Raw genomic sequence first — 26430 nt, forward strand, 5'->3', positions numbered from 1 at the left:
ATTGTTGGGGCGGGGTCTTCTGTGTAAGTCAGAGAATCCTTCGTTCTTCCATCATTTGCTACGACTGCGCCGCTGGAAGTCCTGGCCAAAGAGGGTCATGCCTCCAACTTCACCGTTGGAACGTAGCCAGAACTGCACCTCGAAGATGCTCCGGTCAAATGTGATGATTTCCTCAGCCGGCTGGATAGGAACGGCGGTGAAGGTGTCGTAGTGATAATGATCCAGGCGGAAGAGGTAGCGCCCCCAGCGAAGATGGAGTAGTCCTTCGCGGAGTATCACTTCTGCGGTCCCGTAAGCGGATTGCTCGTAATGTCCGCAATAGTCAGCCAGGGGGAGTGTGGGTCGTGTGTTCGGTTTGCGAGCTTTGGCCCGCTTCTGGAAGGCGATGGCATTCTGGAAGTCGAAATAATCCATTTGCTCTTTGCAGATTTTGATCCAGTCCAACGTAGGCAGGCCCAGCATTCGATCGAGGATGGAGCGGGCAATGGCTTCCGTCAGCAGCGAGGGGCGGAGGTTAGCCAGGACACAGATGCCGATTTTCGCGTCGGGTACCAGCATGCATTGAGCGCGGGTGCCGGAGAGGGTGCCCCCGTGGGAGACGCACACGACGCCGCGGTAGTCATGGACGAACCATCCCAAGCCGTAAGTGGTGAATCGCGTCGTCGCGGCGGGAAAGTAGTAAGTCCAGACACCTTCTGGTCGGAAGAGCATCTGCGGAGTGTGGGTTTCACGGAGGTGGCGCTCGGCTAGCAGCCGCCGGCCATTATGGACACCGCCGTTGAGTTGAAAGCGAAGCCACTGGCCCATGTCTTCTGCTGTGGAGTAGATGCCTCCGGCGCCGCCCACATGTTCCACCTCATCATCTTTGACCGGCAGGATTTTCTTGTCGAAGGTAAAGTAGTGGGGCGTGGCTCGGTTCTCGCAGGCCAGTGCCAATTCCCGTCGGCCTGTACTGTGGCGCATACCTAAAGGCTCGAAGATGCGCCGCTGAACGGTCCCAGCCCAGTCGCTTTGGTGATAGCGCGCGGCAATCAGACCGGCCACCGTGAAAGGGACGTTGGTGTATTCCCATGTACTTCGGAACGACGTGGACGGCTTGGCGCGGCCCCAGCGGCGAATCAAATCCTCACTGTTGTGCGTCAAGCCGGCCCAGAGTAAGTCATGGCGCGGCATGCCCGTCCGGTGGCAGAGCAAGTCCCGGATGGTCACTTCGCGATCTGCCAACTCGTCGTTGAGCCGAAAGATTTCCAAATGGTCCCGAACTTTGTCATCCCATTTCACCTGCCCTTGATCCACCAACATCGCCACGAGGGTCGAAGTGAATGCCTTGGAACATGAAGCGATCGGGAAAAGTGTCTGTGGGGTGACCGGTTGATTCTGGCCCTGGGTTCGCACGCCAAAGCCTTTCAGGTACACGACTTGATCACCGCGAACGACCACCACCGCAACGCCCGGAACTTTCATCTCCCGCAATGCCTGTTCGATCAATGTGTCCAGCATGGCGGGATCGAAGTCGGCCGCCGTCACCGATCCACCACCGCAGAGGATCCAGACGCACGCCCAAAGTGTTCTCCACAGCCATCGATTCCGCTGGCGGCTGCCCATCGTCGTGTCTCTCCCGGTTGTTTCCATCTTGTCAAATCCTATCGCTTACTGCCGGATTAGCCATTCCTATGATACCGCCATCATCGCCGTGCTTCTCGGCTTTGGGCTTGGCTCTCCCTGCTTGCGGGCTAGCAAATCCACCGCCATCCACCGCTTGGGGCGATTGTCTAAACTTATCGTCACTCGTGGTGGGGACCGACCGTGTCCTCTGGCGATCGCCGGCCTCCTGCACCCAACTGTTTTGTATCTCCTGGGGTGGAAGCTGCCATGGTCCTGTAAGCCCCACAGAATGCCACGCGGACCACTCTATCCAAGAAAGTTCGTCCCCTGGTTGCCTCCATCTCGATGCGTAGCCGGGGAGGCGCATAAATCCGATCGCTTCTCCTTCCATCGTGTCGGGGAACACAGAGGTGCCTCAAATGACGCAGGCCGTGGTTGGTGGTAACCACGGCCTGCTGCTTGCTCTGAGGGTGCACGTCCCAGGTGCTATTCCACGTTGGCTGATAGCGTACTTGTCATGGGCGGTGCAGCATTAGCCGACCAGTTCCTTGATCCAGCGGGGGTTCTCGCCCGCGATGTAGTAGGGCCGGCCAATGTTGTCGCGGATGCTGGCGTTGGTTTCCGGAGTGGGATCGATGCCCAAACCGCGATAGAGGGTGGCGTAGAGTTCCAAGACGCCGACTTCATCCTTGGTGGCTGAGGTGCCATCCTTGTCCGTTTCGCCATACACGACTCCGCCTTTGATGAGGCCGCCGCCAAGGACCACGGACCAAGCACGGGAGTAATGGTCGCGCCCGGCATTGGCATTGATCCGCGGGGTACGCCCGAAATCCCCCATCCAGACGATGACCGTGTCTTGCAGTTTGCCCCGCTGATACAAGTCCTTCACCAGCGTAGCAAAAGCGGAGTCCAGCGTCGGAAGCATGCGCGTGAGCGCGGCATGGGTGTTGTTGTGGAGGTCCCAGCCACCCATAGTGATCTGAACGCAAGCCACACCTGCCTCCACCAGCTTGCGAGCGAGCAAGGCAGAGCGGCCAAAGGGCGTGTTACCGTATTCCTCTTTCAGCTTCGGGTCGATCGGCTTGCCATCAATTTCCTTGTCGAGACTGAAAACATCCTTGCGGGTGGAGACCACCATGTTGAGGGCTTTCTCGTATACCTCGCGGTGAGCGGTCGCAGCATCGCCGGGGACGTTGGTGGTGAAACCATTTTCGATACGCGCAAACAAGGCAGCCCGGCGAGCTGTGCGCCCATCATCCACCGGGGAGTTCACATTCTCCGGCGGCTGACCCGGATTCTGTATGTTGAACGGAGCGTAGCGCATGCCCAAAAAGCCAGCGCCGCCTCGCGGTCCGCCAACGGAAATGAAAGCGGGCAGATCGGCGTTCCGCATCGCCTCAATATCCATCGCCTGATAGTAAGCGAGCACGGAGCCGATAGAAGGATAGTCCAGAAGCGGATTGCGCTGCCGACCGGTGTTCATTATGTAGGTGCCGCGATCATGATCCCCTTCGCGGGAGTTGAGCGAGCGGATGATCGACAAGTGATTGAAGACTTTCGCCAATTTGGGCAGATATTCCGAAATCTGGATGCCGCTGACCACGGTGTTGATCGGCTTATGAGGGCCGCCATTGGGGCTGCCCGGCTTCATGTCGAACATGTCAATCGTCGGCGGTCCACCGGCCATCCAGAGGATGATGAGGCTTTTCTGCTTTTTCCGCATTTCTGGAGCCGCGGCCCGAACTTTAGCCAGAAACTCCAGCCCCGGCAGTGTCAAGCCCGCAGAGGCAATACTGTGTTGCAGAAAATGGCGGCGATCTGTGATTCCGAACATGGCAAAGGCTCCGTGTCACACAACAATCGGGGTGCTACCGCGTTATCCACATCCTCACTCAAACAGCGGATACATTAACCTAGCACAGCTTTGGGAAACGTCACCGTGCTCGTCGAGGGGAACCTCTTCCCCCTCATTTGCCGCTGCTATAGACTATGACGCCAATCCCCCGCCCAAGTTCCGAAAAAACTCCTCCGTAGCCGACAAGTCTGATCAAGAAATGGACCTCAAGCTCTTGTTTGTCTTGCTCAGGGAATTGGCCAGAGGGCATGCCAAACCACCGCAGGCTGAATTCCTCTGCCTGGTTTTGCCACCCGATCTTCGATTCTTATGTATGTCAGCAGATATCCAGGTTGCTTTGGCTTGGAAGAGGGAAAAGTTTTTACTATGATGTGCGACTGTCCCGCTTGTGAGACCTAATCAGATGGTTGGCCAGGCTGGTCCGACTTGGGCCGCAGTGAGCTGAACACAGTTTCTGGAGGTTGTTATGCGCCCAACACGTTACCTGATGGGAGTGCTCGCGGGGGTAGGTCTCTGCCTTTTGCTGAAGGCAGGCGCGCCAGCGGAGGTGTTGGCTCAGGCTGCATCCGCGGGTCAGAAAGACAAGCAGAAGGTGGAGAAAAAAGAGAATGGAAGCAAAGCACCTGCCACCATAAGGGAACCCGGCCAGACCAAGGAGGTGGGGAAGGCAGGAGCGAGTGGTGGAGTCGTTGAGGTCTACCAGGCCAAAGATGGCTGGCGGTTCCGCATCAAAAATGCTCAAGGGAAATCCCTGGCCATCGGTGTGGTGGGGTATTCCACCAAAGAGGAAGCGTTGCAGGTGGTCCAACAGGTACAAGGGATACTCAACAGTCAAAAGGTAGTCACGGTAGAAGGGAAGAAGTGACCTAGCGGAATTCGCGGGGAATCCGCTCTCCCGGAAGCCGGCGGACAAAAGGGTAGCGGTCCAAGCCGATGACAGGTATGAGCCAATCGTGAGTAATTTCCGGCTGGAGAAATGCGCCGGCGCGGACGTACATCATCGCGAGTCGGCTAGTGCCCGGTTCCCCCACACGTACCACCGGCTGAATCCGGCGGTACAGATCGGGATCCGCGTAAGTGACGGCATGGACGCAATGGGCGATCCGTGGGTTGTACCAAAGCGTATCTAATACACGATAGCGAACTTGGCCGGAATTAAGTTGGAAAAACCATTGCCGGGCTAGCTCATAGCGTAAGGCCGAGATTTCGTAAGGTCCCCACATCGAGATGCGGTCCTTCTGCTCCGCAGCCCGCTGCATCGTTTCCTCAAGCGTATAGTTTTTCCCCGGCTGAGGCCACAGGCGCAGGGGCCGGACGGGTCCTTCGGCTGGAAGCCAACTGATTGTGAACCATTCGACGGCCAGGGTACCATCTGCCTGCCGGCTGGCCTTGGCAAAAATGGCCCATGTATGTGCCGTACGCGGTCGGAAAGGGATCGCCTGACCGCCGAAGAGAATCATGTAATGCCGGTTCTGGCCAATAGCTTGAGGAGGAGCGGCATTCCCCAAGGGAAGGACCAAACCCACGTCAACAGAATTCCTGTCCAACTCCAAGGCCGCGCGTGGAAAAGCAGCAGGATGAAGTACGTTGGGGCGTATCCGCTTTTCATCCTCTGCCTTCGCCTCGCCAAACGGCAGCGCCAACCACAAAATCCCCACCCAAGGGGAGAAATAGACACGTGACCGATCCAGAATACCCGTCTTGCTATTCATCTGCAACGCTCATTCTCTCAGGGATGCGAAGGGAGGAGGGTTGGAAACGGAGAGGAGGGTCCCCACCAACTCTTCCCATGGAACTCCCATCGGTTGTCGCTCAGGGAAGTATGACTTTACTTCCCCACATCTTGAGATGAAAGGAAGGGAGGGAACGTTACTTCGGATGGAAGCGGCAAGAGGCGTACTGCGGAGTCGCTTGGCAGGGTATGCTGTCGCATCCAAAGCGGGAAAGAGAGTGCGAACCGATTTTCAGGAATGCAAGGGTTTGCCGGCCCATGCCATACGAGCGGCTTCGGCGAGGACTTCACTGAGGGACGGATGGGGATGGATGCACCGGGCCACATCTTCGGCAGAAGCGTGAAACTCCAGAAGAGTAGCGCACTCCGCAATCAACTCTGAGGCTTGAGGACCGATAATGTGCACGCCCAACAGCCGGTCTGTGTCCTCCTCAGCGAGTACTTTGACCCAGCCGGTCGTATCGCCGAGGGCTTTGGCCCGCCCATTAGCCGAGAAAGGGAATCGCCCAACGCGGTAGCGGATGCCTTTCTGTTGCAGCTCCTGTTCTGTCGCACCGACGCTAGCCACCTCTGGATGAGTGTAGATCACGCTGGGAATGGCGGAGTAGTTGACGCGGGGCTTCATTCCGGCTAGGCGTTCTGCCACGACTACGCCTTCGGCACTGGCTTTGTGGGCCAGCATCGGACCAGCAATCAAATCGCCTACCGCCAAGATGTGCGGCACCGCCGTGCGATAGTCAGCATCGACAGCCAGGCGTCCACTTGCCGGGTCCAGGCGTAAGCCCACAGTTTCCAAGCCTAATCCCTCAGTGTAAGGCTTGCGCCCGACGGCAACGAGAACGCGATCGCCCCGGAAGGTTCGGCGTGTGCCATCGGCTAAAGAAGCCACGAGAGTGATCCCGTTGCCATCTGCTTGGGCTTCGATGACGCGTGTTTGAAAATGGAATTGCATTCCCTGACGTGTCAATTGCTTGAGAAGCTCCCCGGCGATTTCGCTATCCGTGTGGGGTAATAGGCGAGGCAGCGCTTCCAGTACGGTGACCTCGGCTCCCAACCGGCGCCAGACGGAACCAAGTTCCAATCCGATATATCCCGCGCCGATAATCAGCAGATGCTGCGGAACAGTGGTGAAATGGAGGGCCTCGGTTGAGCTGACAACGACTTGGCCATCGAAGGGGAGAAAAGGCAGTTCTACGGGAACACTTCCCGTTGCCAGAAGGATATGACGTCCTTGCAAGGGGAGTGCCGTCCCTTCCGCCTGTTGCACGACCACTTGATGACCGCCGTTCAAGCGGGCCACGCCGTGATAGGAATCAACGCCATATTTCTTGAACAGGAATGCGATGCCTTGGGTCAGTTCATGGACGATGCGGTCTTTGCGAGCCAGCAGAGTTGCCAGATCAAGAGTAACGCCGGAGAGCCGCACGCCGTGGCTGGCCAAGTGCTGCTGCGCTTGGACGTACCAATAGCTAGAATCGAGGAGCGCTTTGGACGGAATACACCCGATATTCAGGCAGGTGCCGCCTAGTTGCTTACGTTTGTCCACACATGCCACTCGCAGCCCCAGTTGTGCGGCACGGATCGCGGCCACATATCCTCCTGGACCCGCGCCAATGACCAACAGATCGTAAGTTTCTGCCATAAAATGAGCATCCAGAAGAATTCAGGGGAAGGCACAATTAAGGTCAACAATGTAGATTATATCTACGTATATCTGTATTTCCAATTACGGCAAGTCTAACATCAGAACTGCAGGATTTTCGATACATTCCTTCACACGGACGAGGAACTGAACGGCTTCGCGACCGTCGATCAACCGGTGATCGTAACTCAAAGCCAGATACATCATGGGGCGGATTGCGATCTGGTCTTGGACAACGACTGCTCGCTTCTGGATAGCATGCATTCCCAAAATGGCTGACTGGGGGGGATTGAGAATCGGTGTGCTGAGCAAAGAGCCAAATACCCCGCCGTTGGTAATCGTAAATGTGCCCCCCTCCAAATCCTGGAGTGTGATTCGGCCCTCACGAGCTTTGCGTGCCAATTCGGCGATGGCGGATTCAATCTGCGCAAAACTGAGGCGATCCGCATCTCGGATCACCGGCACTATCAATCCACGATCTGTACTCACGGCTACACCAATGTCATAATAATGATGATATACAATATGTTGTCCATCAATTCTAGCATTGATGATGGGAAATGCTTTCAATGCTTCCACAACAGCTTTCACAAAAAATGACATAAATCCCAGCTTGACTCCATGCCTTTTTTCAAATCGTTCATTATAACGTTGCCGCAGTTCGATGATGGTGGACATGTCGGCTTCGTTGAAGGTGGTCAGCGTCGCGGTCGTTTGCTGGCTTTCCAGAAGCCGCTCGGCAATGCGGCGGCGGATGTGACTCATCGGTTCGCGCGTGACAGACCGCCCAGTAGGAGTAGCTCCAGCCGAGGGAGCGGAAACAGAAGGGGGAGAAAGAGACGGGGCTAACGAGGCGGAGGCTGAAGGCGGAGCTAGAGGACCTGGAGTGGAGCCGTCGCCGCCAGGAGAGGGAGGGAGAGTGGAAGCTCCAGCGCTCGTAGCCGCGGGGGTGCGCTGGGCCATAGCCGCGAGCACATCCCCCTTGGTGATTCGCCCTCCCGGTCCGGTTCCCGTGACTTCAGCAGCGCTAAGTTGGGCTTCCGCGAGCAGTCGCGCGGCCGCCGGCGAAGAACGAGGAGTCACCGGAGAAGGTGAAAGCGGTGGCGGAGGCACCGGGCCGCTTGACGGACCAATTCCAGGGGCTGTTACTGGGGGAACGGTGCTCTTTTCAGCTTGTGCCGATCGGTCCGGAGGGAGTGTTTCAGCCAGGGGTGGGATATCTGCGGGGCGGGACTCAGCCGATGCTGTCGCTTCCGTGTCAATTACAGCGAGGACTGTACCAATGCGTACTGTTTCCCCTTCACGCACGCGCCAGCTTAGCTTACCAGCCGCGGGAGCGGGAAGTTCCTGAGTGGCTTTATCGGTTCCCAATTCGGCCACAGGTTCATCCGCACGGACCCAAGCGCCATCCGGTTTCAACCAGCGGTTCAGTGTCACCTCGCTGATCGATTCACCCAGGGCAGGAACGACTAGCTCGATCTGAGGCATGAAAGTTGGCTCCTCTGGTGCAATAGCTGGCTTGTGATGGTGTGGTTGGTCAGGAAGTCGATCCTTCGTTAGCGATTATTATGGGTTGGGGTGATGGTGCCTGCGATATCTCGGAAACCAGGGCGAGAGGAGACTCCGCGCCTGGGGGGCCGTTGGCCGATTGAGGAGTAGGAGTGATCCACCCGACCGAGCCAGGGCCGATTGGACTGGGGGGAGTGGTTGCGAAGGCTCCTTCCACCAGAAGCTGTTGCTCTCGCTGATGGACGTGGAACGAACCCGTGGCTGGGCTGGCTCCGGCATCCCGCCCGACGTATTCCACGGGGAAACCCATCGCTCGCAAGCGTGGTTCCACGAACGACCACGCGCCCATGTTCTGGGGTTCCTCTTGGACCCAGAGCCACTCCCGGCAGCGTCGATAACGGCCCAGAACGGTCCCCAATTGTTCTCCGGGCCAGGGATACAATTGCTCCAGCCGTACCAAGGCCACACTGACGGTTTGCAGGTGTTCCCGGTGGCGGAGGAGTTCGTAGTAAATCTTCCCGGAACACAGGAGCACACGCGTTACCACCTCCGGATTGGCTGACGCATCATCGAGCACTTCGTGAAAATGTCCGGCTTCCAGCTCCGTGACGGGGGATTGCGCTTGGGGCAGGCGGAGCAGACTCTTGGGTGTCATCACCACGAGCGGCTTGCGAAATGGCCGCTTCACCTGCCGGCGCAGAAGGTGGAAGTACTGGGCAGGAGTGGTGGGATAACACACCTGGATGTTGTCTTCCGCACACATTTGCAGGAAGCGTTCCAGTCGGGCGGAGGAGTGCTCCGGCCCTTGCCCTTCATACCCGTGAGGCAGCAGCAGAACCAAGCCGCTGGAACGGTTCCACTTCGATTCCCCGGAGACGAGGAATTGATCGATGATGACTTGGGCACCATTAGCGAAGTCGCCGAATTGGGCTTCCCATAACACCAGAGTGTACGGATCATCGAGGGAGTAACCATATTCGAATCCCAGGATGGCCGCTTCGGACAAGCTGCTATCGTAGACCTCGAACACGGCTTGTTTCGGGGATAAATGGGCCAAAGGGTAGTACTCGGCACCGGTGTGATAATCTACGAGCACAGCGTGACGCTGGGAGAAAGTGCCGCGGCGGCTGTCTTGACCGCTGAGGCGAACAGGAATCCCCTCTAGCAGCAATGTGCCGAAGGCTAGGGCCTCGGCTGTCGCCCAGTCTACGGACTTGCGCTGCCGAACCGCTTCGTGTCGGCTGTGCAGCAATTTGATCAGTTGCGGGTGGACAGTGAACCCTTCCGGAAGATGCACAAAAGCATCAGCCACGGTATCCAGATGTCGACCTGCGGCGCCGGTTTCTACCACCGTGTGCGTGTACTGGCGTTGCAAGCCGCGCCAGCGCCCCCCAAACCCTTCCATGCCCCGGCGGCGGGATTGTCCCAACGCCACCTGGCCGCGGACCTCTTTCAACGTGCTTTCCAGCTTCTGCCGGTACTCCGCAACGGCGACATCGGCATGCCGTAAGGCTTCGACCAGCCTGTCCTGAAACTCGGCATCCAAGGCGGCGGACACTTCCGCAGTGAGCGATTCCTGAGAAGGCTCAGCCGACAGTTCGGCTAACTTCTGGGCATAGATCTGGGAGATGGGCCGCTTCTGCTCGATGATGCGGCATTGCAGCGGTTGGGTGAAACTGGGATTATCTCCCTCGTTGTGGCCCCATTTGCGGTAGCAAACCAGGTCGATGACCACATCGCGTTGGAATTGTTGCCGGAACTCCAAAGCCAAATGAGCAACCGCGACGCAGGCTTCTGGGTCCTCCGCATTGACGTGAAAGATCGGCACCTGGACGAATTTGGCGATGTCCGTGCAGTACTGTGTCGAACGGGCATCGCGGGGATTGGTCGTGAAGCCGATTTGGTTGTTCACCACAATGTGGAGAGTGCCGCCTGTGCGATAACCTGCCAGGTTCATCAGATTGAACGTTTCCATGACGATGCCCTGACCCGCAAAGGCGGCATCGCCGTGGATGAGAATCGGTATGCCTCGCTTCCGCTCGCGATCCTGGTGCAGCCGTTGCTTACAACGCACTCGCCCTTGAACCACCGGATCGATAATTTCCAAATGGCTCGGATTGGGGGTCAGCGAGATATGCACCTTCTGACCGGCTGAGGTTTCCACATCGGCAGAGAATCCCAAATGATACTTGACATCGCCGTCTCCGTCGATGGTAGACTGCGGCAGATAATTGTCCTCGAACTCAAAGAAGATTTCCGCCAAGGGTTTGTTGAGGATATTGGCCAGAACGTTCAAGCGACCGCGGTGGGCCATACCGAGCACGTATTCGCGCACGCCTAGTTCCGGACCTTTCTCGATGAGGGCATCAAGGATTGGAATAAGCGTTTCTCCGCCTTCCAGGGAGAAACGTTTCTGTCCCACGTATTTGGTGTGCAGGAACCGTTCAAAGGTCTCGGCCTGAAGCAGAGTGATGAGGATGCGATAGCGTTGCCGCAGACCCAGCCGCCATTGCCCTCGCTGGGTTTCTAGACGCTGAGCGATCCAGTTGCGGATGTCCAGCGAGTCGATGTGCATGAATTCCACGCCCACACTGCCGCAGTAGCTGGCCTGAAGATGTTCCAGCAATTGACGCAAGCGGACCGGCCCGCCCAAGCCCCACACTGATGAAGCATCGACGGTTTGGTCCAAATCCGCCGCCGTTAGGCCAAAATTGGCTAGGTCGAGAAGGGGTGAGGGAGGCGGCGGACCGGCAGACAAGGGATCGATATGAGCTTGCAAGTGACCCGCTTGGCGGTACCAGTGGATCAGCCTTTCAACACCCGTTTGCCGGCGCAGTTCGTCGCTTCCAGAAACGACCCGGCGTTCATCTTCCCCTCGGCTGGCAAACTCCATCCCTGAGAAAAAGGCGGCCCAACTCGAATCGACTGACGATGGATTGTCACGCCAGCGGCGGTACAACTCTTCGAGAAGCGGTCCATTTTCGCTGTACATTGGCAATCTCCAGCCCCTGTCAGCGTAATTATAAGTAGAAACAAAGCTATCCGAGAAAGTCGGACTCATGTTGACCCCTGCTACAAGCCAGCTTTTCCGGGTTGCTTTCCTTCTCATGGCCGAGGGCGAGCTGAGACTACGTCTGCCTGGAGAGAATGACCTGGAGAAACAGGTATCAAATACCAAGCAGAGACGATATGATAGCGAAAACGTGGCGGAGGAAGTGACGGACGATATCACGTAACCTTTGCAAGGGGGATTCCCATGTTGCGCTCAGGACACAAAGTGTTAGGAGGAATCGTGGGGGTGATCGCTGCATTCATGCTGGCGCCGACTCCCCAAGCCGCCGGTCAACCTGGTGTTCCCAAAGCAGGAGCGACCCTAAAAGCTGGCGATCCAGCCCCTGATCTCAAAGCCGATAAGTGGTGGAATGGCGATCCCGTTACCCAATTGAAGAAGGGGAATGTGTATGTGGTCGAATTCTGGGCTACCTGGTGCGGTCCCTGCATCGTGATGATGCCCCATTTGAGCGAATTGCAGGAGAAGTATAAGGACCAGGGAGTGATTTTCATCGGTTACACGGCCCGTGATCCCAATAACACCCTGGCTAAGGTGACTAGCTTTGTCGAGAAGCGGGGACGAAAGTTGAAATACCGCTTGGCCTACAGCGAGGACCGCGGCACTTATGATGCGTGGATGAAGGCGGCGGGTCGCGGTGGTATTCCTTGTTGCTTCGTGGTGGATCGCCAAGGCAAGATCGCTTACATCGGCCATCCCATGTATCTGGATGTCGTTCTGCCTAAAGTGGTGGCGGACAAGTGGAAGCTGGACGACTTAGCAGAAGTCGAAAGGGTCGAGCAGGAGGTTGATAGCATCTTTGCCGCCTCCCGGAACCCCGAAGAGTTTCTCAAAAAGCTAGAAGCGTTCGAGAAAAATCATCCGGAGATGGGAGGGATTCCTTACTTCAATGCCCCCCGGATTCTCAGTTTGCTGCAACTCAAGAGGGTCGAACAGGCTCAGAAGACGGCGGAACAGATCCTCGAACAAGCGCTCCGCCGCGAGGACCCCGCCGCCTTGCAGAGCCTGACCGCCCTACTCACCAACTCGTCCCAAGCGAACCAACATAAAGAACTGGTGGCTCTCGCATTGCGCAGTGCCCAAGGATTGCTGAAACTCAACGGCGATAAGGACCCCATTGCCCTCTACTTTGTGGCGGAAGCCCACTTCGCCTCCGGTGATGTTGCCAAGGCCAAAGAATGGGGGGCTAAGGCCTTGGAAGCGGCCGAGCAGGAACCTCAGCTTAAACGGCAAATCCAGCAACGGATCAGCCGTTACGACAAATGAATTCTTCTGCCTTCCCAAGCTCTCATTGAAATCCACCACCTTCCCCAGGAGGGGGTGGAAGGGATTATTATGGATTGGCGCCGCTGAGACGATCCAGCGGTCTCGTTGTCACTACCCATTGCCTTGGGTCGGAGCAAGGCTGAGGAATGATCCGGTAATTCGCAGCAGGGAGCGTCGGTAATGAGCCTCTTGTGGCAAGTCAGGAAGACGTGCCAGAGGGGGGAGAGGGAATGGCGGACTCGGCTTGACGCAGGAGGTGCGCGAGTTCACCACGGAAGACGAATTGAGGGTCGTCGAGTTCGGGAGGGAGTTGCTCCCGGCCCACGTGCGCGAACATGATGTCAGCCTCGGCAATCAATTCCTGTCCGCTGTGGGCTGTGCCCCGGACCCGTGCGCCGGCTTCGCTGAGGTCGAGCAGTTCGGCTTGGTAGGTCAATTGTTCGCCGGGGTGGGCTTCCCGCTGGAAATGCGCTGTGATTTTGGCCAGAACGACATTCTTCTGGAAGTTGTGGGCGTGGCCGACCAAGATGCCGCCCGTTTGTGCCAGTCCTTCGAGAATCAGCGAGGCCGGCATGACGGGATAGCCGGGGAAGTGATCGGCGAAGTAGTCCTCAGCCCAACTGAGGTTTTTGACAGCGATGGCCCGGCGTCCGGGTTCCAGACGGAGAAAGCGATCGATCCAGGTCCAGCGCATGGCAAGAGTCTCGGCGCCGTCGTGGGAGAAGCAAGGCGGAACACACCGGCCTCGATCTCGAGCGTTACTGGGCGGGGGTGGCCAGGCGAGATTGCAAGTAACGCACAATCAGGTCCACGGTGAAGAGGTCTTCGATCCGGTCGAGGCGCGGATTCTCCCGGAAGGAAGTGAGATCGGCGTAGGGCATGCGGCGCTGCAACTCGGCCAGACCCTCGGCGGTGACCTGTCCGTTGGCCACGAAGCGAGGATCACCCTGGAAGATCGATTCGGGGAAGAGGTCTTCGCGGGGGATGCGCAGGCCGAACTGCTTTTCCAGCCGGAAGACAATGTCGAGGAAGTCGATGGACTCTGCGTTGAGATCGGCTTTGAGACGTGAGGTGGGGGTCACCTCATCTTCCTCAACATTGAGGGCCTCGACCAGAATGGAACGAACTTTGGTAAAGATGTCATCGTAGGTCATAAGTCAGGTTCTCCGCGAATCGATCAGGCATGGGCGGCCCCCAGGCTCAACCCGCCATCCACTGTGATGACCTGTCCGGTGATGTAAGCCGCTCCGGGACCAGCCAAGAAGAGGACCACGGCGGCCACATCTTCGGGCTGTCCCAAGCGACGTACCGGAATCCACTTCTTCAGATTGTCCTCCCCCGCGAGGGAACGCACAGCTTGGCTCATGTCCGTCTCGATGAAACCGGGAGCCACGGCGTTGACCAACACATTACGCCGAGCCAATTCCACGGCCAATGCCCGGGTGAAGCTGTTGAGCGCTCCTTTGCTGGCCGCATAATTGGTCTGGCCGGGATTCACGTGTTCGGCAGCGACGCTGGAGATATTGATAATTCGTCCTGAGCGCTGCTTGAAGGCCATCTGCCGGGCCACGGCTTTGCAGAAGGCGAATGCTCCGCCCAAGTTGGTTTGCAACACCGTGTTCCAATCCTCAGCCTCCATCTGGAGGAAGAGCTTGTCCCGGATGATTCCTGCGTTGTTGACCAGAATATCGACTCGGCCCCATTCTGCCACTACGGCTTCCACAATCCTTTCGGCTGTGGCGGGATCGCTGACATCTCCTTGATACGCTTTGGCTATCCCGCCCTGTTGGGCAATTTCGGTTTCCAAAGTTTGGGCGGCTTCCACATTGCCTCGGTAGACAAAGGCCACCTTAGCTCCTTCACGGGCCAACGCAGAGACGATGGCTCGGCCGATTCCCCGGCTGCCGCCGGTTACAAGAGCGACCTGGTTCTGGAGCTGCCCCATGGTAATTAATCCCAGTTTATCAGTTCGCTGCACTCCGGGCATGTGTAGGGGAAGGTATCGGACCCCACCATTGTCCCGTCAATGCCAGCCAGCGTTTCTGCCAATAATCCCGCAGGAGTGCATCCTGTTCGGCTCCCGTGGGTGTATGTTGTGCTAGACTATAACCGAAGAGGGTCAACTGCGCAAAGACCGTTTGTTCGCCGGCATCGTTTCGGCCCCTGGCTCTGAAAGTGGCCAGCGAGTCCTGAAGTTGCGTCAGTTCCACGCTGACCTGCAACTGCCGTCCGGGGGTCATGAACGCGCCGAACTTAACTTGCTTCGCCTCCCGCAGGACTATCACGGGATAACGGAATTCGGTGCTGATGTGCCAAAGCCACCCCGCGGCTTCCACACAGGCTTGCAGCATCAAAACACCCGGCATGATCGGAAAGCGTGGGAAATGGTCCGCCAGATATTCCTCGCCCAAAGCCAAGAGTTTGATCGCAGTGAGCGATTGGCCAGGGGTCCACGAAACAATCCGATCGATCAAATGAAACCGCATAAGGCTCGATGGCTCCGCCGTCAGGTCTACGAAACGCCGGGCGATTCTTCCCTTCTGCCGGCTTTTTCGAGGAAGTACAGCCGGCTGCTGCCTCCAGAAGAGGCAGAGGGGGGAAAACTCCGCCACCCCCTGATCTTCACTCCCCACTTGCGGGAGGCGGGACTATTTGCTGCAAAAGCGGGATAGGCTCCGGCCAGTGTCCCGCCTGTAAGAATAGGCAGTATAGTCATCCTACCCGCCTCTGGACAGGGGAGGAAATGGCGGATTCTCCCTCGTGGGCGGAGGACGTTCCGAAGAAGACGGAGGGCCGGAGATCAGGCTGGAGCCAGCCCCAGACTGATCTTGCGAGCCTGTTCGGCCATTTTGTGGACATCCTGCGTGATACGCATGGAGCAGAATTTCGGCCCACACATCGAGCAGAATTTGGCACTTTTGAAGACATCCTGGGGGAGAGTTTCGTCGTGCATGCGGCGGGCGGTTTCCGGATCGAGAGACAACTCGAATTGGCGGTTCCAATCGAACTCAAAGCGGGCTTTGCTCAGGGCATCATCGCGCAAGCGTGCCCCTTTGCGGCCGCGGGCAATATCCCCCGCATGAGCAGCGATTTTGTAGGCAATAACCCCTTGGCGGACATCCTCCTTGTTCGGCAGGCCGAGATGCTCTTTGGGAGTCACGTAGCAGAGCATTGCGGCGCCCGCCTCGGCGGCCAAAGCCGCCCCAATGGCACTGGTGATATGATCGTAGCCGGGGGCAATGTCGGTCACGAGCGGACCGAGCACATAAAAGGGGGCATCATGGCACAACTCCCGTTCCTTCTCCACATTCATCTTGACCAGATGCAACGGGATATGGCCAGGGCCTTCAATCATGACTTGGCAGCCGTGTTTCCAAGCTTTCAGGGTTAACTCGCCGAGTGTTTTCAGCTCCGCGAATTGAGCCTCATCGTTGGCATCGGCCAGACACCCCGGCCGCAGTCCGTCCCCCAGAGAGAAGGTGACATCGTAAGTCCGCATGATCTCGCAAAGTTCGTCGAAATGCGTGTACCAGGGATTCTGCTGGTGATGGGCAATCATCCAGGCTGCGATCAGGGAACCACCCCGGCTGACAATACCCGTGATGCGGTTCTCCGTCAGGGGGATGTATTCCAGCAGAACACCGGCGTGGATGGTCATGTAATCGACCCCTTGCTGCGCCTGATGTTCTACCATGTCGAGCAACATTTGCGGGGTCAGGTCACGGACATCCTTCACCTGCTGCACAGCCTGATAGATGGGCACCGTGCCAATCGGGACAGGTGAGGCATCGATGATGGCTTGCCGGATGGCGTCGATATTACCGCCGGTGGACAGGTCCATGACCGTATCCGCGCCGAGATGAACGGCGGTATGGAGCTTTTCCAGTTCATCTTCGATGGTGCCAGTCACGGCGGAATTACCGATGTTGGCGTTGATTTTGCACCGAGCGGCAACGCCGATACACATCGGTTCCAGGCGTTTTTGCAGATGCACCTTATTGGCCGGGATGACCATCCGGCCGCGGGCGACTTCAGCACGGATTAATTCCGGTTCAAGGTCTTCCCGGCGCGCCACATATTCCATCTCCGGTGTGATGACACCTTGGCGTGCAGCTTCGAGTTGCGTCATGGCAGGTTCTCTCTTGGACCAGGGTAGTTAGCCACGCGCTGAGGGCCAAGGGAACATCTCCATGCCGCCGGAATGCTTCCAGATCTCTGGACCAGTGCATGGAAGGTGTAAAGCGGCCCGAAGAAGGGATCGCCTCCCTCAACGGCATGACCCGTTCAGGTTCCAAGGGTATAATCTCAGCCCGTGCCCCGTGCACAGGCACCCCCGGCGAGTTACTATCGTTGTAGATAATCCGCTAGGTCATCGGCCAGCCAGGGTGGCGATCACCATCGCGGCGGCACTTGACCGGCTCCAGTCTGGCGGTTCAGCCTCTTAGTCATTAATTAGATTGGCGTTTGCTTACGGTTTGTGTCTTGCCCAGACTCATTTCTCGCCCGCCGCGCGAGCCAGGTCTTCGTCTCGGCCGGCGACCAGAAGTGTTTCCGAACCTTTCAGGACAGTGTCGGGATCGGGAGTGGAGATGATTTTGTCATGCAGGACGTCATGCATGGCAATCACGGTGATCCCGTAGCGGCGGGGCAATTCCAGTTCCCGGAGTGACTTGCCCACCCATTCATCGCGCACCGCCATTTCCTGCATGCTGAAGCCAGACGCTAAGCGCACGTAGTTGAGGATGGCCGCTCCGGACAGGCGGGAAGCCAGCTCCAAGGCGGTGTCCCGTTCCGGAAACACGGTTTCTGTAGCTCCGACACGCTCCATGACTCGAGCATGGTCCCGTGACACCACTTTGACGTACACATCCTTGACGCCCAAGTCCCGCAGAGCCAGAGTCGCCAGGATGCTGGCCGTGATATCGTCTCCCGTGCTGACAATCCCCACATCAGCATTGCGAGCGCCCACCCGCTCTAGGGCTTCAACGCTGCGGCCATCCGCGACAACAGCGCGGGTCACAAACGGAGCAATGCGGTCCACTGCCTCTTCCCGAGGATCGATTGCAATGACTTCATGCCCTTTCGCATGTAACGCCTCCGCGGCACTGGAACCGAAATTGCCCAAACCAATGACCACAAATCGCTTCATGCGGCTACCCTCACGATGGCGCTTTGCGAGAATGCATCGATGTCCCCGGAGAATCGCCCTCTGGCGCCTTTGTACCATCCAGGCGCAGGCATTCCCAGAGCCGCATGCCTCCCATTCCCCCAGGACATCGCCAGGTCATACCTGAAGGCGTTCCAAGGCAGAGAGCCAGACCAGCCACTCGGCGGTGATCCAAGCAGGGTGTGCTTTCAACCGACGGCAACTTCCTCATACGCGTAGCGGAACTTGCCAGGCAGGCGCGCTTGGACCGCCAAGGCTGCAGCGAGGGCGAGCGGACCAACTCGTCCCAGGTACATTAGTCCGATGACAATGCACCGCCCGGCGGATGACAACTGAGGCGTCAAACCCATGGACAATCCGACCAGATTGAAGGCACTGACGGCCTCGAACATGCGCGGCAAAAAACCGCCGTTGCTGCCACGAGCTTCTGTAATGGACAGTAACAAAATGCCACACGTGACCGCAATAAAACCGATCACAAACAAGCCAATGGCCCGGTCCGTGGTCTGTTTGCGCAAGGAGCGGCCCCAGACGCTGGCTACTTCCCAACCACGAAAGCGGGACCAGGCCAGAACCATCAACAGGGCCAGCGTCGTGGTTTTCATCCCTCCCGCCATGCTGCCAGGAGAACCCCCGACGGACATCAGCAGGATGAGCAGGAAGTTGGCGGCATCGCTCCCTTGGCCATGATCGACTGTGTTGAATCCACACGTCCGGGTGTTGACACAGATAAAAAAGGCGTTGATACACTTGTCGAGCCAGGACATGTCTTTCAGAGTGGTGTCCCATTCCAGCCAGATCAGAACGGGTGTGGGGAGGAGCAGTAACATGGCTGTGGTGGTCAATACGAGGCGGGAGTGCAGAGACAGGGTGAAGCGATGGGTCGCTCGCCGCCGCCAGTATAAGTAGAGTTCCTCCCAGGTCAGGAAGCCTAATCCGCCGGAGATGACCAAAGCGCAGACCACCAGCAAGGTCGGAACATCCTGGCGAAAAGGAACGAGATTGTCACTGAAGGTGGAAAAACCGGCATTGCAGAAGGCACTGATGGCGTGGAAGAGGGCAGGCCAGGCTGCCCCTTCCCACCCGAACCGAGGAACCCAAAGCAGGTATAACAGAATCGCTCCAATCCCCTCAAAGGTCAAAGTGAAGAGGACGATGTGGCGAGTCAATTGCCGGGCATCAATCCGGTGGTAGCCGATTTCCAGAGGGTTGCCGACAGCAGAGGCTTCCTGGCGCAGTGAGGGACGCCCCCCCAACGCGGTGATCACCAGAGTCGTGAAGGTCAAGATGCCAATGCCACCACTCTGAATGAGCAGCAAGAGCCAGGCTTGACCCAGCGGAGTGAATGCGGTTGCAGTATCGACCACCACCAGGCCCGTCGTGCAGACGGCGCTAGTCGCTGTGAAGCAGGCCTCCAGCCAGGAAAGGCGTACACCTTCATGACAAATGCCCGGCAGCCACTTCAAGCCAACGGTGCCCAAAGCGATCAGCAGGATAAACGAGCCGGCGAGCATCTGGGGAGGAGTGCGGCGCTGCCACCACGACGGACGCTGGCCGATTGGTACATCCCAGAGTGGACGCATGGATACTTTCACAAACTCAGACTCAAATCTCCTCGACCAGTCCCTACTTTCTCCAGTACTTTGGGCCATGCTGTTATTGGGCAATACCGTTAAATTGCTGGTGAGGAGTGTTCAGCAGCCCTAGCGTAAAGTTTCTGGGTCCAGCCGCACGTGCTTGATGTGTGTGCGCCGCCAAGTGTAGGTGATTTCCAATAGCCCCGACGAGGCGGCAATCATGGCGGGATAGGAGTACTCCCCGGCTTCCGTTTCGAGATCATAGACCTTTTTCCAGGTTTTGCCGTCATCGCGAGAACGGGCTAGGCTCAGGGGCGTGCGGGTCAGCACCGTCGGGTTGTAAATTAGGATCAAGTCTCCGTTTTTGCACCGCACCACATCGATGCCAGAGTTAGGGTTGGGCAAATCTGTTTCCGCGGCTGGAGAAAATGTCAATCCGCCGTCACGGGATTCGGCCCGGCAGATTTTTCGCGGCTCACGGGAACGCAGCAAAGCAACGATCTGTCCCTCGGCCGTCTCGAACAACGTCGGTTGAATCTGGTGATGCTTCCCGGGCAAGGGGAAGGCATTCGAGCGCCGCCAGGTTTTACCGTCATCCCGCGAACTATCCACATAGGGCGTCCAGTTGCGATAACTTTCGATCGAGGTTCCAGCCAAAATGGTTCCATCGGCCCGCTGGATCGGCTTGGCTCGAACGGGGCCAAATTGTCCGGCGGGTAACATTTCGGGCGGGGACCAGCTTTTCCCGTTATCCGAAGAGGTCCGGACATAGCCGCTCCACTGCTGGGGATTCGGACCGGCCTTATACCAGAGGTACAGAGTTCCTTTAGCCGTGCGAAACAGGACCGGATTCCAGCAGGGTTGGCCCGGCTCACTGCCCCAAACCCGCGGCTCGCTCCAGCGCTGCCCGTCAAAAATACTGCCCCAGATCTGCACGTCCTTAGCTCCTTCATCTTTGCCGCCAAACCATGCGGCCAAGAGCCGCCCCCCTTCCACTTCCACGATCGTGGAAGCATGACAGGAGGCGAAGGGGGCCTTCTCGAAGATCAACCGACTTTCCACCGACACAGTGCGTATCATGATCCATCCTCCCCGCCTTCCAATGCACAGTCTGTACCATCTCCTTCACACTTCACAGGTCTGGACTCCGGGATCACCCACTTAGCACTCGTTCTTTCCGCCAACGCGCTCCAGCTTTTCATCTGACACTTCAGGAGAAACAACTCTATAGGATAGGAGTCTGGAAAATTCCCGCAAGCAGATCATGGCGAAACTCCGTCAGGTCGGGTGTAACCAAATTCTCTTGGGGACTATTTGTACAGTTGATAGCTCAGTCGCCGAGTGTAAGTCGTCGGATTGAATGCAAAGCAAGGGGTTGAATTGTCTGTCACCGCAAAGTCTTGCCCTCCCAGTGTCTGCGGGAAACTAGATGGACCCCAGAAAATCTGGTTACACCCAGTCAGGTCGGGGAACCCTCCCCCAATTTGCTGGCAAACTGTTGGTTGGTCAACATGTCCTGGAATTGACCTGAAGTTGTTGAGAGAATACCATACCAGTGTGGTGGAAGATGAGGCAGGGCACAGGAGCACATCTACGATTAGTTGAAGACGAACCGGTGATCAATCGAATGGGTATTTCGGGATCACGGAACGCTGGACGAGGGCACGTATTGGGTGTTCCTTTGGAAAGTTCTAGGTGACATGATGGATGGCTCTACGCCTTTTGGTCCACAGGGAGAAAAGGTTCTTGAATCTGAGGGGGAAGAATTCTATTCCAGTTTCTGGGAGAAGTGGCCCCAGCCGGGAAAGGAATGACGGCAGCAGGTGCTGGCGTTGAGGCCGCTGCCGGTAAGGTAGGCCCGAACTTGGTGGAGGACGAATTGCCCGTCTCTGACGCGGCGGTTTGTGTATAAATGGCAGAACGATTCTTTTGCCCCGATCCATTGGAAGTTGGCGACTACGTTCTGACTGGTCCGGAAGCGCACCACCTGGCCCACGTCCGGCGCATCGAGTTGGGGGAACGTGTGGTGCTCTTCAACGGGGACGGACGAGAATACCCCGCGGAAGTGATATCCGTGGGGCGGCGATGTGTTGTTCTGAGTATTCTCTCTGTTGAGGAGGCCGAACGGGAGTTGCCTGTTCCGATCTGGGTGGCCTCGGCACTCCCCAAGGCGGATCGGACGGACTTTCTCGTGGAGAAATTGACAGAGTTGGGCGTTACCCGCTTCATTCCCCTCCTGACAGCACGGAGCGTCGTGATCCCGCGGGAAGGTGCGGTCGAGCGCTTCGAGCGCGCCGTCATCGAAGCCAGTAAACAGTGTGGTCGCAATCGTTTGATGCATATTGATCCGCCGCAGCGATGGGAACAGTTTGTTGGGCGTACCGATCTGCCTCCATGCAAGGTGCTGTTGCATCCGAACACGAGCTTGCCGCCGTTATCAGGAGTGTCCGCGGCAGGTGGCGTGTTGGCGGTTGGTCCGGAAGGAGGGTTTACCGCCGAGGAAATCACCGCCGCTCGAGAGAACGGCTGGGAACTCATGAATCTCGGCCCGCGCACTCTACGGATTGAGACCGCTGCCCTGACGGCTGTTGCCCGTTGGAGCGACCCCCTCCGCCTGAGTCCTTCACCCCCGTCGGCTGCTGCCGCTGAGAGCCAAGCAGCTTCAGATGGTACCCCTTTGGAGACAGGATTAGACCGCGCTGGGTTACGCAGTCCGTGACGGAAGATCAGGACGAATCACGGCTCAGGACGAAAGCACGGGCAAACCCAAGGCGCGCCGCTTCTCTGCCACGAAGGCCAAGTGATGCGGGATGTGATTGATGATCGTACGGATTACCTTTTCCAGTGTTTGCAGGCCGCGGAGATTGTGGCACCCTGTCTTTTGCAACTGCTCCGGACTCAAATGGCGGATGATCCGGGCCACATCCCGCCGGGTCGCTTCAATTAACTGGAGTTGTTCTTCCAGATCGCGTTCGTGGTAGGCGAGGGCTTGAACGTAGAGATTTTCATCGGCTGCCAGATAGAGCGGAGGTTCTGGCAGAGCGATGATTCGCTTGATCCGATCGGCGAATACCTGTTCAAAGTCGGCTAGATGGCAGACCACTTCCATGGTGCTCCAGCGACCAGGGATTGGCCGCGCCAGTAATTGCTCCCGGCTCATATCCGCCACAGCGGCCCGGACCGCGAAGGCACCAGCGAGGTATTCGTCCGCTAAAGCGTGGGCTGGAGAAGTCATGGCGATTCCCCCAGAATCGAGGAGCTATTCTCATTGAACGTTCTCATTTTGAGCCGAGATGTTCGATCCCGAAAGTCAAGTCGGTTTAGTTCCGACTCCTGTCCTTGAGTTCTTCCAGATCGTCATTGTCATTATCCTGCCGAGGGTACCTTTCCTCTTCTTCTTCCTCCTCAAAATGAGGAGTCGGCAAGTCGAAGGAGATGATGGCGCGCGGATCGGCCTTGGGATCATTCTCCACGATCAGGGGCTGCGAATAATCCTTGCCATCCACTGTTAGGACCACGCGGTAGGTTCCAGCGGGGATGGCGACGCCAAGTCCGGCACCGCGGCCGGTGCGACCCGTGCCCCTGCTGGCACTGAGATTCCACGTGACCCGATGGAAACCAGGCTCGGCGGACAAATTGCGGAAATCTCGCAAGGTATTGCCGCTGATATCGGTGACTTTGAGGCTGATCGTTTTCGCAGGACGGGTAAGCAGGTAGTCGATGATGGCTCCGCGGACCGGATTTTCGCCAGCGAATTTGCGCACTTCACGCGAGTAAGGCGAAAGCCGGCCCGTTTCGAGCTTCCAGCGAACAACAGGGGCGGGAGCAAATAGGGTCGCCGGCTCCTGGAACGGTTGAGAGACTGTGCGGGTCGTACTCGTGGTCGCGCTTGCAGCCGAAGCAGCCGAGGTGGAGTCGGGCGGTGCCAATTGACGCAATGTCGTTACGTCCAGGATCCAAATGCTCCGGCCATGGGTTGCCACCACGATTTCACCGGCTGTTGTCGGTTGGGCCACCTCGTGAATGGCGACGGTGGGCAGATTGTTGTTAAGTTTCGTCCAATGTCCACCGCGATCGAGGGAGACAAAAATGGCGAATTCCGTGCCGCAGTAAAGGATGTTGGGGTTGGTGATATCCTCCCGCAACACACGGGTGGAACCGAATGGGGGCAGGTTGGCCGTGATCGCTTTCCAGCTCTGGCCGTAATCCTCGGTGACAAACAGGTAAGGTTTATCATCATCAGAGCGATGGGCATCGATGGCAACGTAACACCGTCCTTCCACGAAGCGGCTGGGTTCGATACTACTGATCCAGCGGGGACCCGGCAGGCCCGCAGAACGAAGTTTGTCCGCTACGTTGGTCCATTTCTGGCCGCCATCACGAGTGATCCAGAGATTACCGTCGTCGGTACCGGCCCAGAGCAGATCAGGAGAACGCGGGCTTTCAGCGATGGCGGAAATGGTGCCCTTTTTGCTGGCGGTCAAATCAGGACTGATCGCCTTGAGGTCGGCGCCGCGGTTGATCGAGCGGAAGACGTACTGAGCGCCGCAGTAGAAGATGGCCGGGTTGTGATGCGAGAGGATGAAGGGAGTGTTCCAATTCCAGCGCAACGGCTCGTTGGGAGTCACAGGCCGGGCACCGATGCGAGCCACTTCTCCGGTGCGGAGGTTGCGTCGGATCATACCGCCATTCTGGCTGGTGGCATACACAATGTCCGGGTCGGACAGATCGACTCGGCAGGTGAATCCGTCGCCTCCGTTGAGGAAAAGCCAATCTTCATTACTCGGCCCAGTAGGCCGCATCGTCTGGCTAGGACCGCCCCAGGAGCCGTTATCTTGCAGGCCGCCATAGACGTTGTAGGGTGTCCGGTTATCCACACAGACGTGATAGAACTGGCCCAGAGCTAGGACGTTGAGGTGGTCCCAGTTGTCACCCCGGTCATACGTGACGTAGAAACCGCCATCCGTGCCAATGAGCATGTGCCGGCTGTCCTTGGGATTGATCCAGAGGGCGTGGTGATCGGGATGCAGACCCCGCGCTGGGGCAGCCGCGAAGCGTTCCCCACCGTTTGTAGAACGCCACAGAGTCGTATCACCGAGCACATAGAGTGTCTTGTCGTCGTTGGGATCGACCCGGATGACCGAAAAGTAGAAGGGGCGGGGATTGAGGCTATTGACGCGCCGCCAGGTCTCTCCCCCATCCCGCGAGACGAAAACTCCACCGGTCTGGTAGCCATCCTTGCCTTGGTCCCGCTGGACGTTGGGCTGCTGGCCGCCCACGGCAGGACTGAGCAAAAAGGGGCGTGCAGAAGCGACCGGTGGGGCTAAAACCACCTCCACTTGCTTGCTCTCTTTTCCGCGAAGGTAAACAAGGGGGACTTTGTCGCCAGGGGAAAACTCTTGGAGGACCGCTCGCAACGACTTTTGATCCGTGACACTCTTGCCCGCGATCTTGCTGATGACGTCTCCTGCTTGCATACCAGCCTTGGCGGCAGGTCCATCGGGGCTGACGCTTTCAATGGCAATTCCACCAATGGCGGGACCGCGGGCCAAGGTGACTCCTAAAGCAGGCGGCGGTGCATCCGGACGTCGGCCCAACGTCACCACAAAGCGCACCTCTTTTTTGTCCCGCACCACTGTGAATTCCACTTTGTCGCCTGGTTTCTTCGTGCCGATGTAGTCCAGCATCGCTTCATAGTCTGCGATCTTTTTGCCGTCTAAAGCTACAATGATATCTCCGTTTTTTCCTCCTCCTTTTGCTACAGGTCCATCTCCCACTTCTTCAATTTTGACTCCGCCTCCGGAAGCTGTATCACTGGAAATACCCATATAAGCAGTAATCGGAGTGCGGCCTTTACCCACATTTTCTGTGTCGATGATAGCGTAGATCAGCCCTTTGGTTTTCCGAGAGGCATCGAGGCCGATCCGTCCGAGTTTGACGGTGGGCAGTCCGTTAGGTTTGCTGGGATCATTCAATTTTTTCCAGGTTTTTCCTCCGTCCGTTGTCTTGTAAAGCCCGCTACCGCTTCCGTGGGTGATCACTGGGCCGTACTGGTCGGTCGTGGGCCACGTGGTATTGGGGCCGTAAAAGCCATCGAATTCATCCCGCCGCCGTTCCCATGTGGCAACGATCAGTGTCTCGGGATCAAAGGGATCCATAATCATATCGATGACGCCAGTTCTGTCATCGACATAAAGGATTTTATTCCAGGTCTTACCGCCATCCGTTGTTTTGAAAAGTCCTCTCTCAGGATTCGGACCATACAAACGTCCCAACGCTCCTACATAGACGATATCGGGGTTTCTGGGATGAATGAGGATTTTGCCAATTTGGAACGAGTGTTTCAATCCCATATGGCGCCAAGTCTTACCACCATCAGTGCTTTTGTAAACTCCATCTCCATATGAGACCGAGTTACGCGGATTGGCCTCACCTGTGCCGACCCACACGATGTTCGGATTGCTCGGAGCCACAGCCACATCCCCAATGGACACTGTGTTCTCTCGATCGAAAAGGTGGGTAAAGGTGGTGCCGTTGTTGGTGGTTTTGATCAATCCTCCGGAGGCGGTGGCAACGTAATAAGTCGTGGGGTCGCTTTCGACGACAGCGATGGCGGTGATGCGCCCTCCCATGTTAGCGGGTCCGATGCAGCGCCAGGTCAGCTTCTGGATGACCGTCTCCAGAGTGACGGAGGGACGGGCCGCCGAGGCCTTGCGGAGCGCATCCAGTTTTTTTTGCAGCTCGGCGATCTGCCGTTCCAGATCGGCAATCTGCTTTTGAGTGTCCTCAGCAGGCAGTGGTTGCTGGGAACGGGCAAGTTCGGGCAGAGTGATGAGTCCGATGAACAGCCAAAAGAAGGCCCACGCACGCAGAAACCGGTTACTCATGGCGGCATCTCACAAAAAGGGAGGGGTATACCTCGGATGAGTCGCACAATTTACCTAGGTACCCGATTTTAGCAGGTTGCCTAGTGGGTCAGCAAGGGTTCGGGTTGCCTTGCCAGCTCG

At 57.5% G+C, this 26430-nt stretch carries 18 protein-coding genes, 1 pseudogene and 1 riboswitch; of the genes and pseudogenes, 3 read left to right on the plus strand and 16 right to left on the minus strand.

Annotated features, from left to right (window positions below):
- Positions 1-51: 51 nt before the first annotated feature.
- Entirely contained in the window at positions 52-1632 is a 1581-nt protein-coding gene (locus tag H0921_RS04115) for a serine hydrolase (protein WP_194536775.1), read from the minus strand.
- Between the two features lie 505 nt (positions 1633-2137).
- Complete coding sequence (locus tag H0921_RS04120; protein ID WP_194536776.1) at positions 2138-3439, minus strand: DUF1501 domain-containing protein; 1302 nt, start codon at positions 3437-3439, stop codon at positions 2138-2140.
- A gap of 487 nt (positions 3440-3926) precedes the next feature.
- Here H0921_RS04120 and H0921_RS04125 point away from each other — a divergent pair, with 487 nt between their 5' ends.
- Positions 3927-4325, plus strand: coding sequence for a hypothetical protein (locus H0921_RS04125; RefSeq protein ID WP_194536777.1), 399 nt, complete (start codon positions 3927-3929; stop codon positions 4323-4325).
- Between the two features lies 1 nt (position 4326).
- Here H0921_RS04125 and H0921_RS04130 read toward each other — a convergent pair whose 3' ends face one another.
- From H0921_RS04130 to H0921_RS04145, 4 genes are all read right to left on the minus strand, one after another.
- Complete coding sequence (locus H0921_RS04130) at positions 4327-5172, minus strand: hypothetical protein (protein ID WP_194536778.1); 846 nt, start codon at positions 5170-5172, stop codon at positions 4327-4329.
- Between the two features lie 252 nt (positions 5173-5424).
- Positions 5425-6834, minus strand: coding sequence for a dihydrolipoyl dehydrogenase (lpdA, locus tag H0921_RS04135; protein ID WP_194536779.1), 1410 nt, complete (start codon positions 6832-6834; stop codon positions 5425-5427).
- Positions 6835-6918: 84 nt separating this feature from the next.
- The gene (gene odhB / locus H0921_RS04140) at positions 6919-8322 is read right to left on the minus strand and encodes a 2-oxoglutarate dehydrogenase complex dihydrolipoyllysine-residue succinyltransferase (RefSeq protein WP_194536780.1); all 1404 of its coding nucleotides are present in this window, start codon (positions 8320-8322) and stop codon (positions 6919-6921) included.
- Positions 8323-8371: 49 nt separating this feature from the next.
- The gene (locus H0921_RS04145) at positions 8372-11335 is read right to left on the minus strand and encodes a 2-oxoglutarate dehydrogenase E1 component (RefSeq protein ID WP_194536781.1); all 2964 of its coding nucleotides are present in this window, start codon (positions 11333-11335) and stop codon (positions 8372-8374) included.
- 264 nt (positions 11336-11599) lie between these two features.
- Here H0921_RS04145 and H0921_RS04150 point away from each other — a divergent pair, with 264 nt between their 5' ends.
- Positions 11600-12679: a TlpA disulfide reductase family protein gene (locus H0921_RS04150; protein WP_194536782.1), complete on the plus strand. Its 1080-nt coding sequence runs from the start codon at positions 11600-11602 to the stop codon at positions 12677-12679.
- A 199-nt stretch (positions 12680-12878) separates the two neighbouring features.
- On the opposite strand, the gene H0921_RS04155 is transcribed toward H0921_RS04150, so the two are convergent.
- The 8 genes and pseudogenes from H0921_RS04155 to H0921_RS04190 form a co-directional block, all read right to left on the minus strand.
- Positions 12879-13373, minus strand: coding sequence for a 3-hydroxyacyl-ACP dehydratase FabZ family protein (locus tag H0921_RS04155; protein WP_194536783.1), 495 nt, complete (start codon positions 13371-13373; stop codon positions 12879-12881).
- 64 nt (positions 13374-13437) lie between these two features.
- Entirely contained in the window at positions 13438-13833 is a 396-nt protein-coding gene (locus H0921_RS04160; RefSeq protein WP_194536784.1) for an acyl carrier protein, read from the minus strand.
- Between the two features lie 23 nt (positions 13834-13856).
- On the minus strand, positions 13857-14624 hold the full coding sequence (locus H0921_RS04165) for a 3-oxoacyl-ACP reductase family protein (protein WP_194536785.1): 768 nt from the start codon (positions 14622-14624) through the stop codon (positions 13857-13859).
- Positions 14625-14643: 19 nt separating this feature from the next.
- On the minus strand, positions 14644-15165 hold the full coding sequence (locus tag H0921_RS04170; protein WP_194536786.1) for a hotdog family protein: 522 nt from the start codon (positions 15163-15165) through the stop codon (positions 14644-14646).
- 314 nt (positions 15166-15479) lie between these two features.
- Positions 15480-16826, minus strand: a pseudogene (gene thiC / locus H0921_RS04175) (phosphomethylpyrimidine synthase ThiC); the annotation flags it as partial.
- Between the two features lie 99 nt (positions 16827-16925).
- Positions 16926-17024: riboswitch (TPP riboswitch) on the minus strand.
- A gap of 147 nt (positions 17025-17171) precedes the next feature.
- Positions 17172-17828: a potassium channel family protein gene (locus H0921_RS04180; protein WP_194536788.1), complete on the minus strand. Its 657-nt coding sequence runs from the start codon at positions 17826-17828 to the stop codon at positions 17172-17174.
- A 206-nt stretch (positions 17829-18034) separates the two neighbouring features.
- Positions 18035-19429, minus strand: a complete 1395-nt coding sequence (locus tag H0921_RS04185) for a TrkH family potassium uptake protein (protein WP_194536789.1) — start codon at positions 19427-19429, stop codon at positions 18035-18037.
- Positions 19430-19549: 120 nt separating this feature from the next.
- Complete coding sequence (locus H0921_RS04190) at positions 19550-20503, minus strand: sialidase family protein (RefSeq protein ID WP_194536790.1); 954 nt, start codon at positions 20501-20503, stop codon at positions 19550-19552.
- Positions 20504-21335: 832 nt separating this feature from the next.
- Here H0921_RS04190 and H0921_RS04195 point away from each other — a divergent pair.
- Positions 21336-22142, plus strand: coding sequence for an RsmE family RNA methyltransferase (locus H0921_RS04195; protein ID WP_194536791.1), 807 nt, complete (start codon positions 21336-21338; stop codon positions 22140-22142).
- Positions 22143-22166: 24 nt separating this feature from the next.
- Here the strand turns inward: H0921_RS04195 and H0921_RS04200 are convergent, their stop codons facing one another.
- Positions 22167-22658, minus strand: a complete 492-nt coding sequence (locus tag H0921_RS04200) for a DinB family protein (protein WP_194536792.1) — start codon at positions 22656-22658, stop codon at positions 22167-22169.
- Positions 22659-22743: 85 nt separating this feature from the next.
- Positions 22744-26310 carry a VPS10 domain-containing protein gene (locus H0921_RS04205; protein ID WP_194536793.1) on the minus strand — a complete coding sequence of 1189 codons (3567 nt, stop codon included), beginning with the start codon at positions 26308-26310 and terminating at the stop codon, positions 22744-22746.
- Between the last annotated feature and the right edge of the window lie 120 nt (positions 26311-26430).

This window comes from Thermogemmata fonticola, from assembly GCF_013694095.1.
Lineage (GTDB): Bacteria > Planctomycetota > Planctomycetia > Gemmatales > Gemmataceae > Thermogemmata > Thermogemmata fonticola.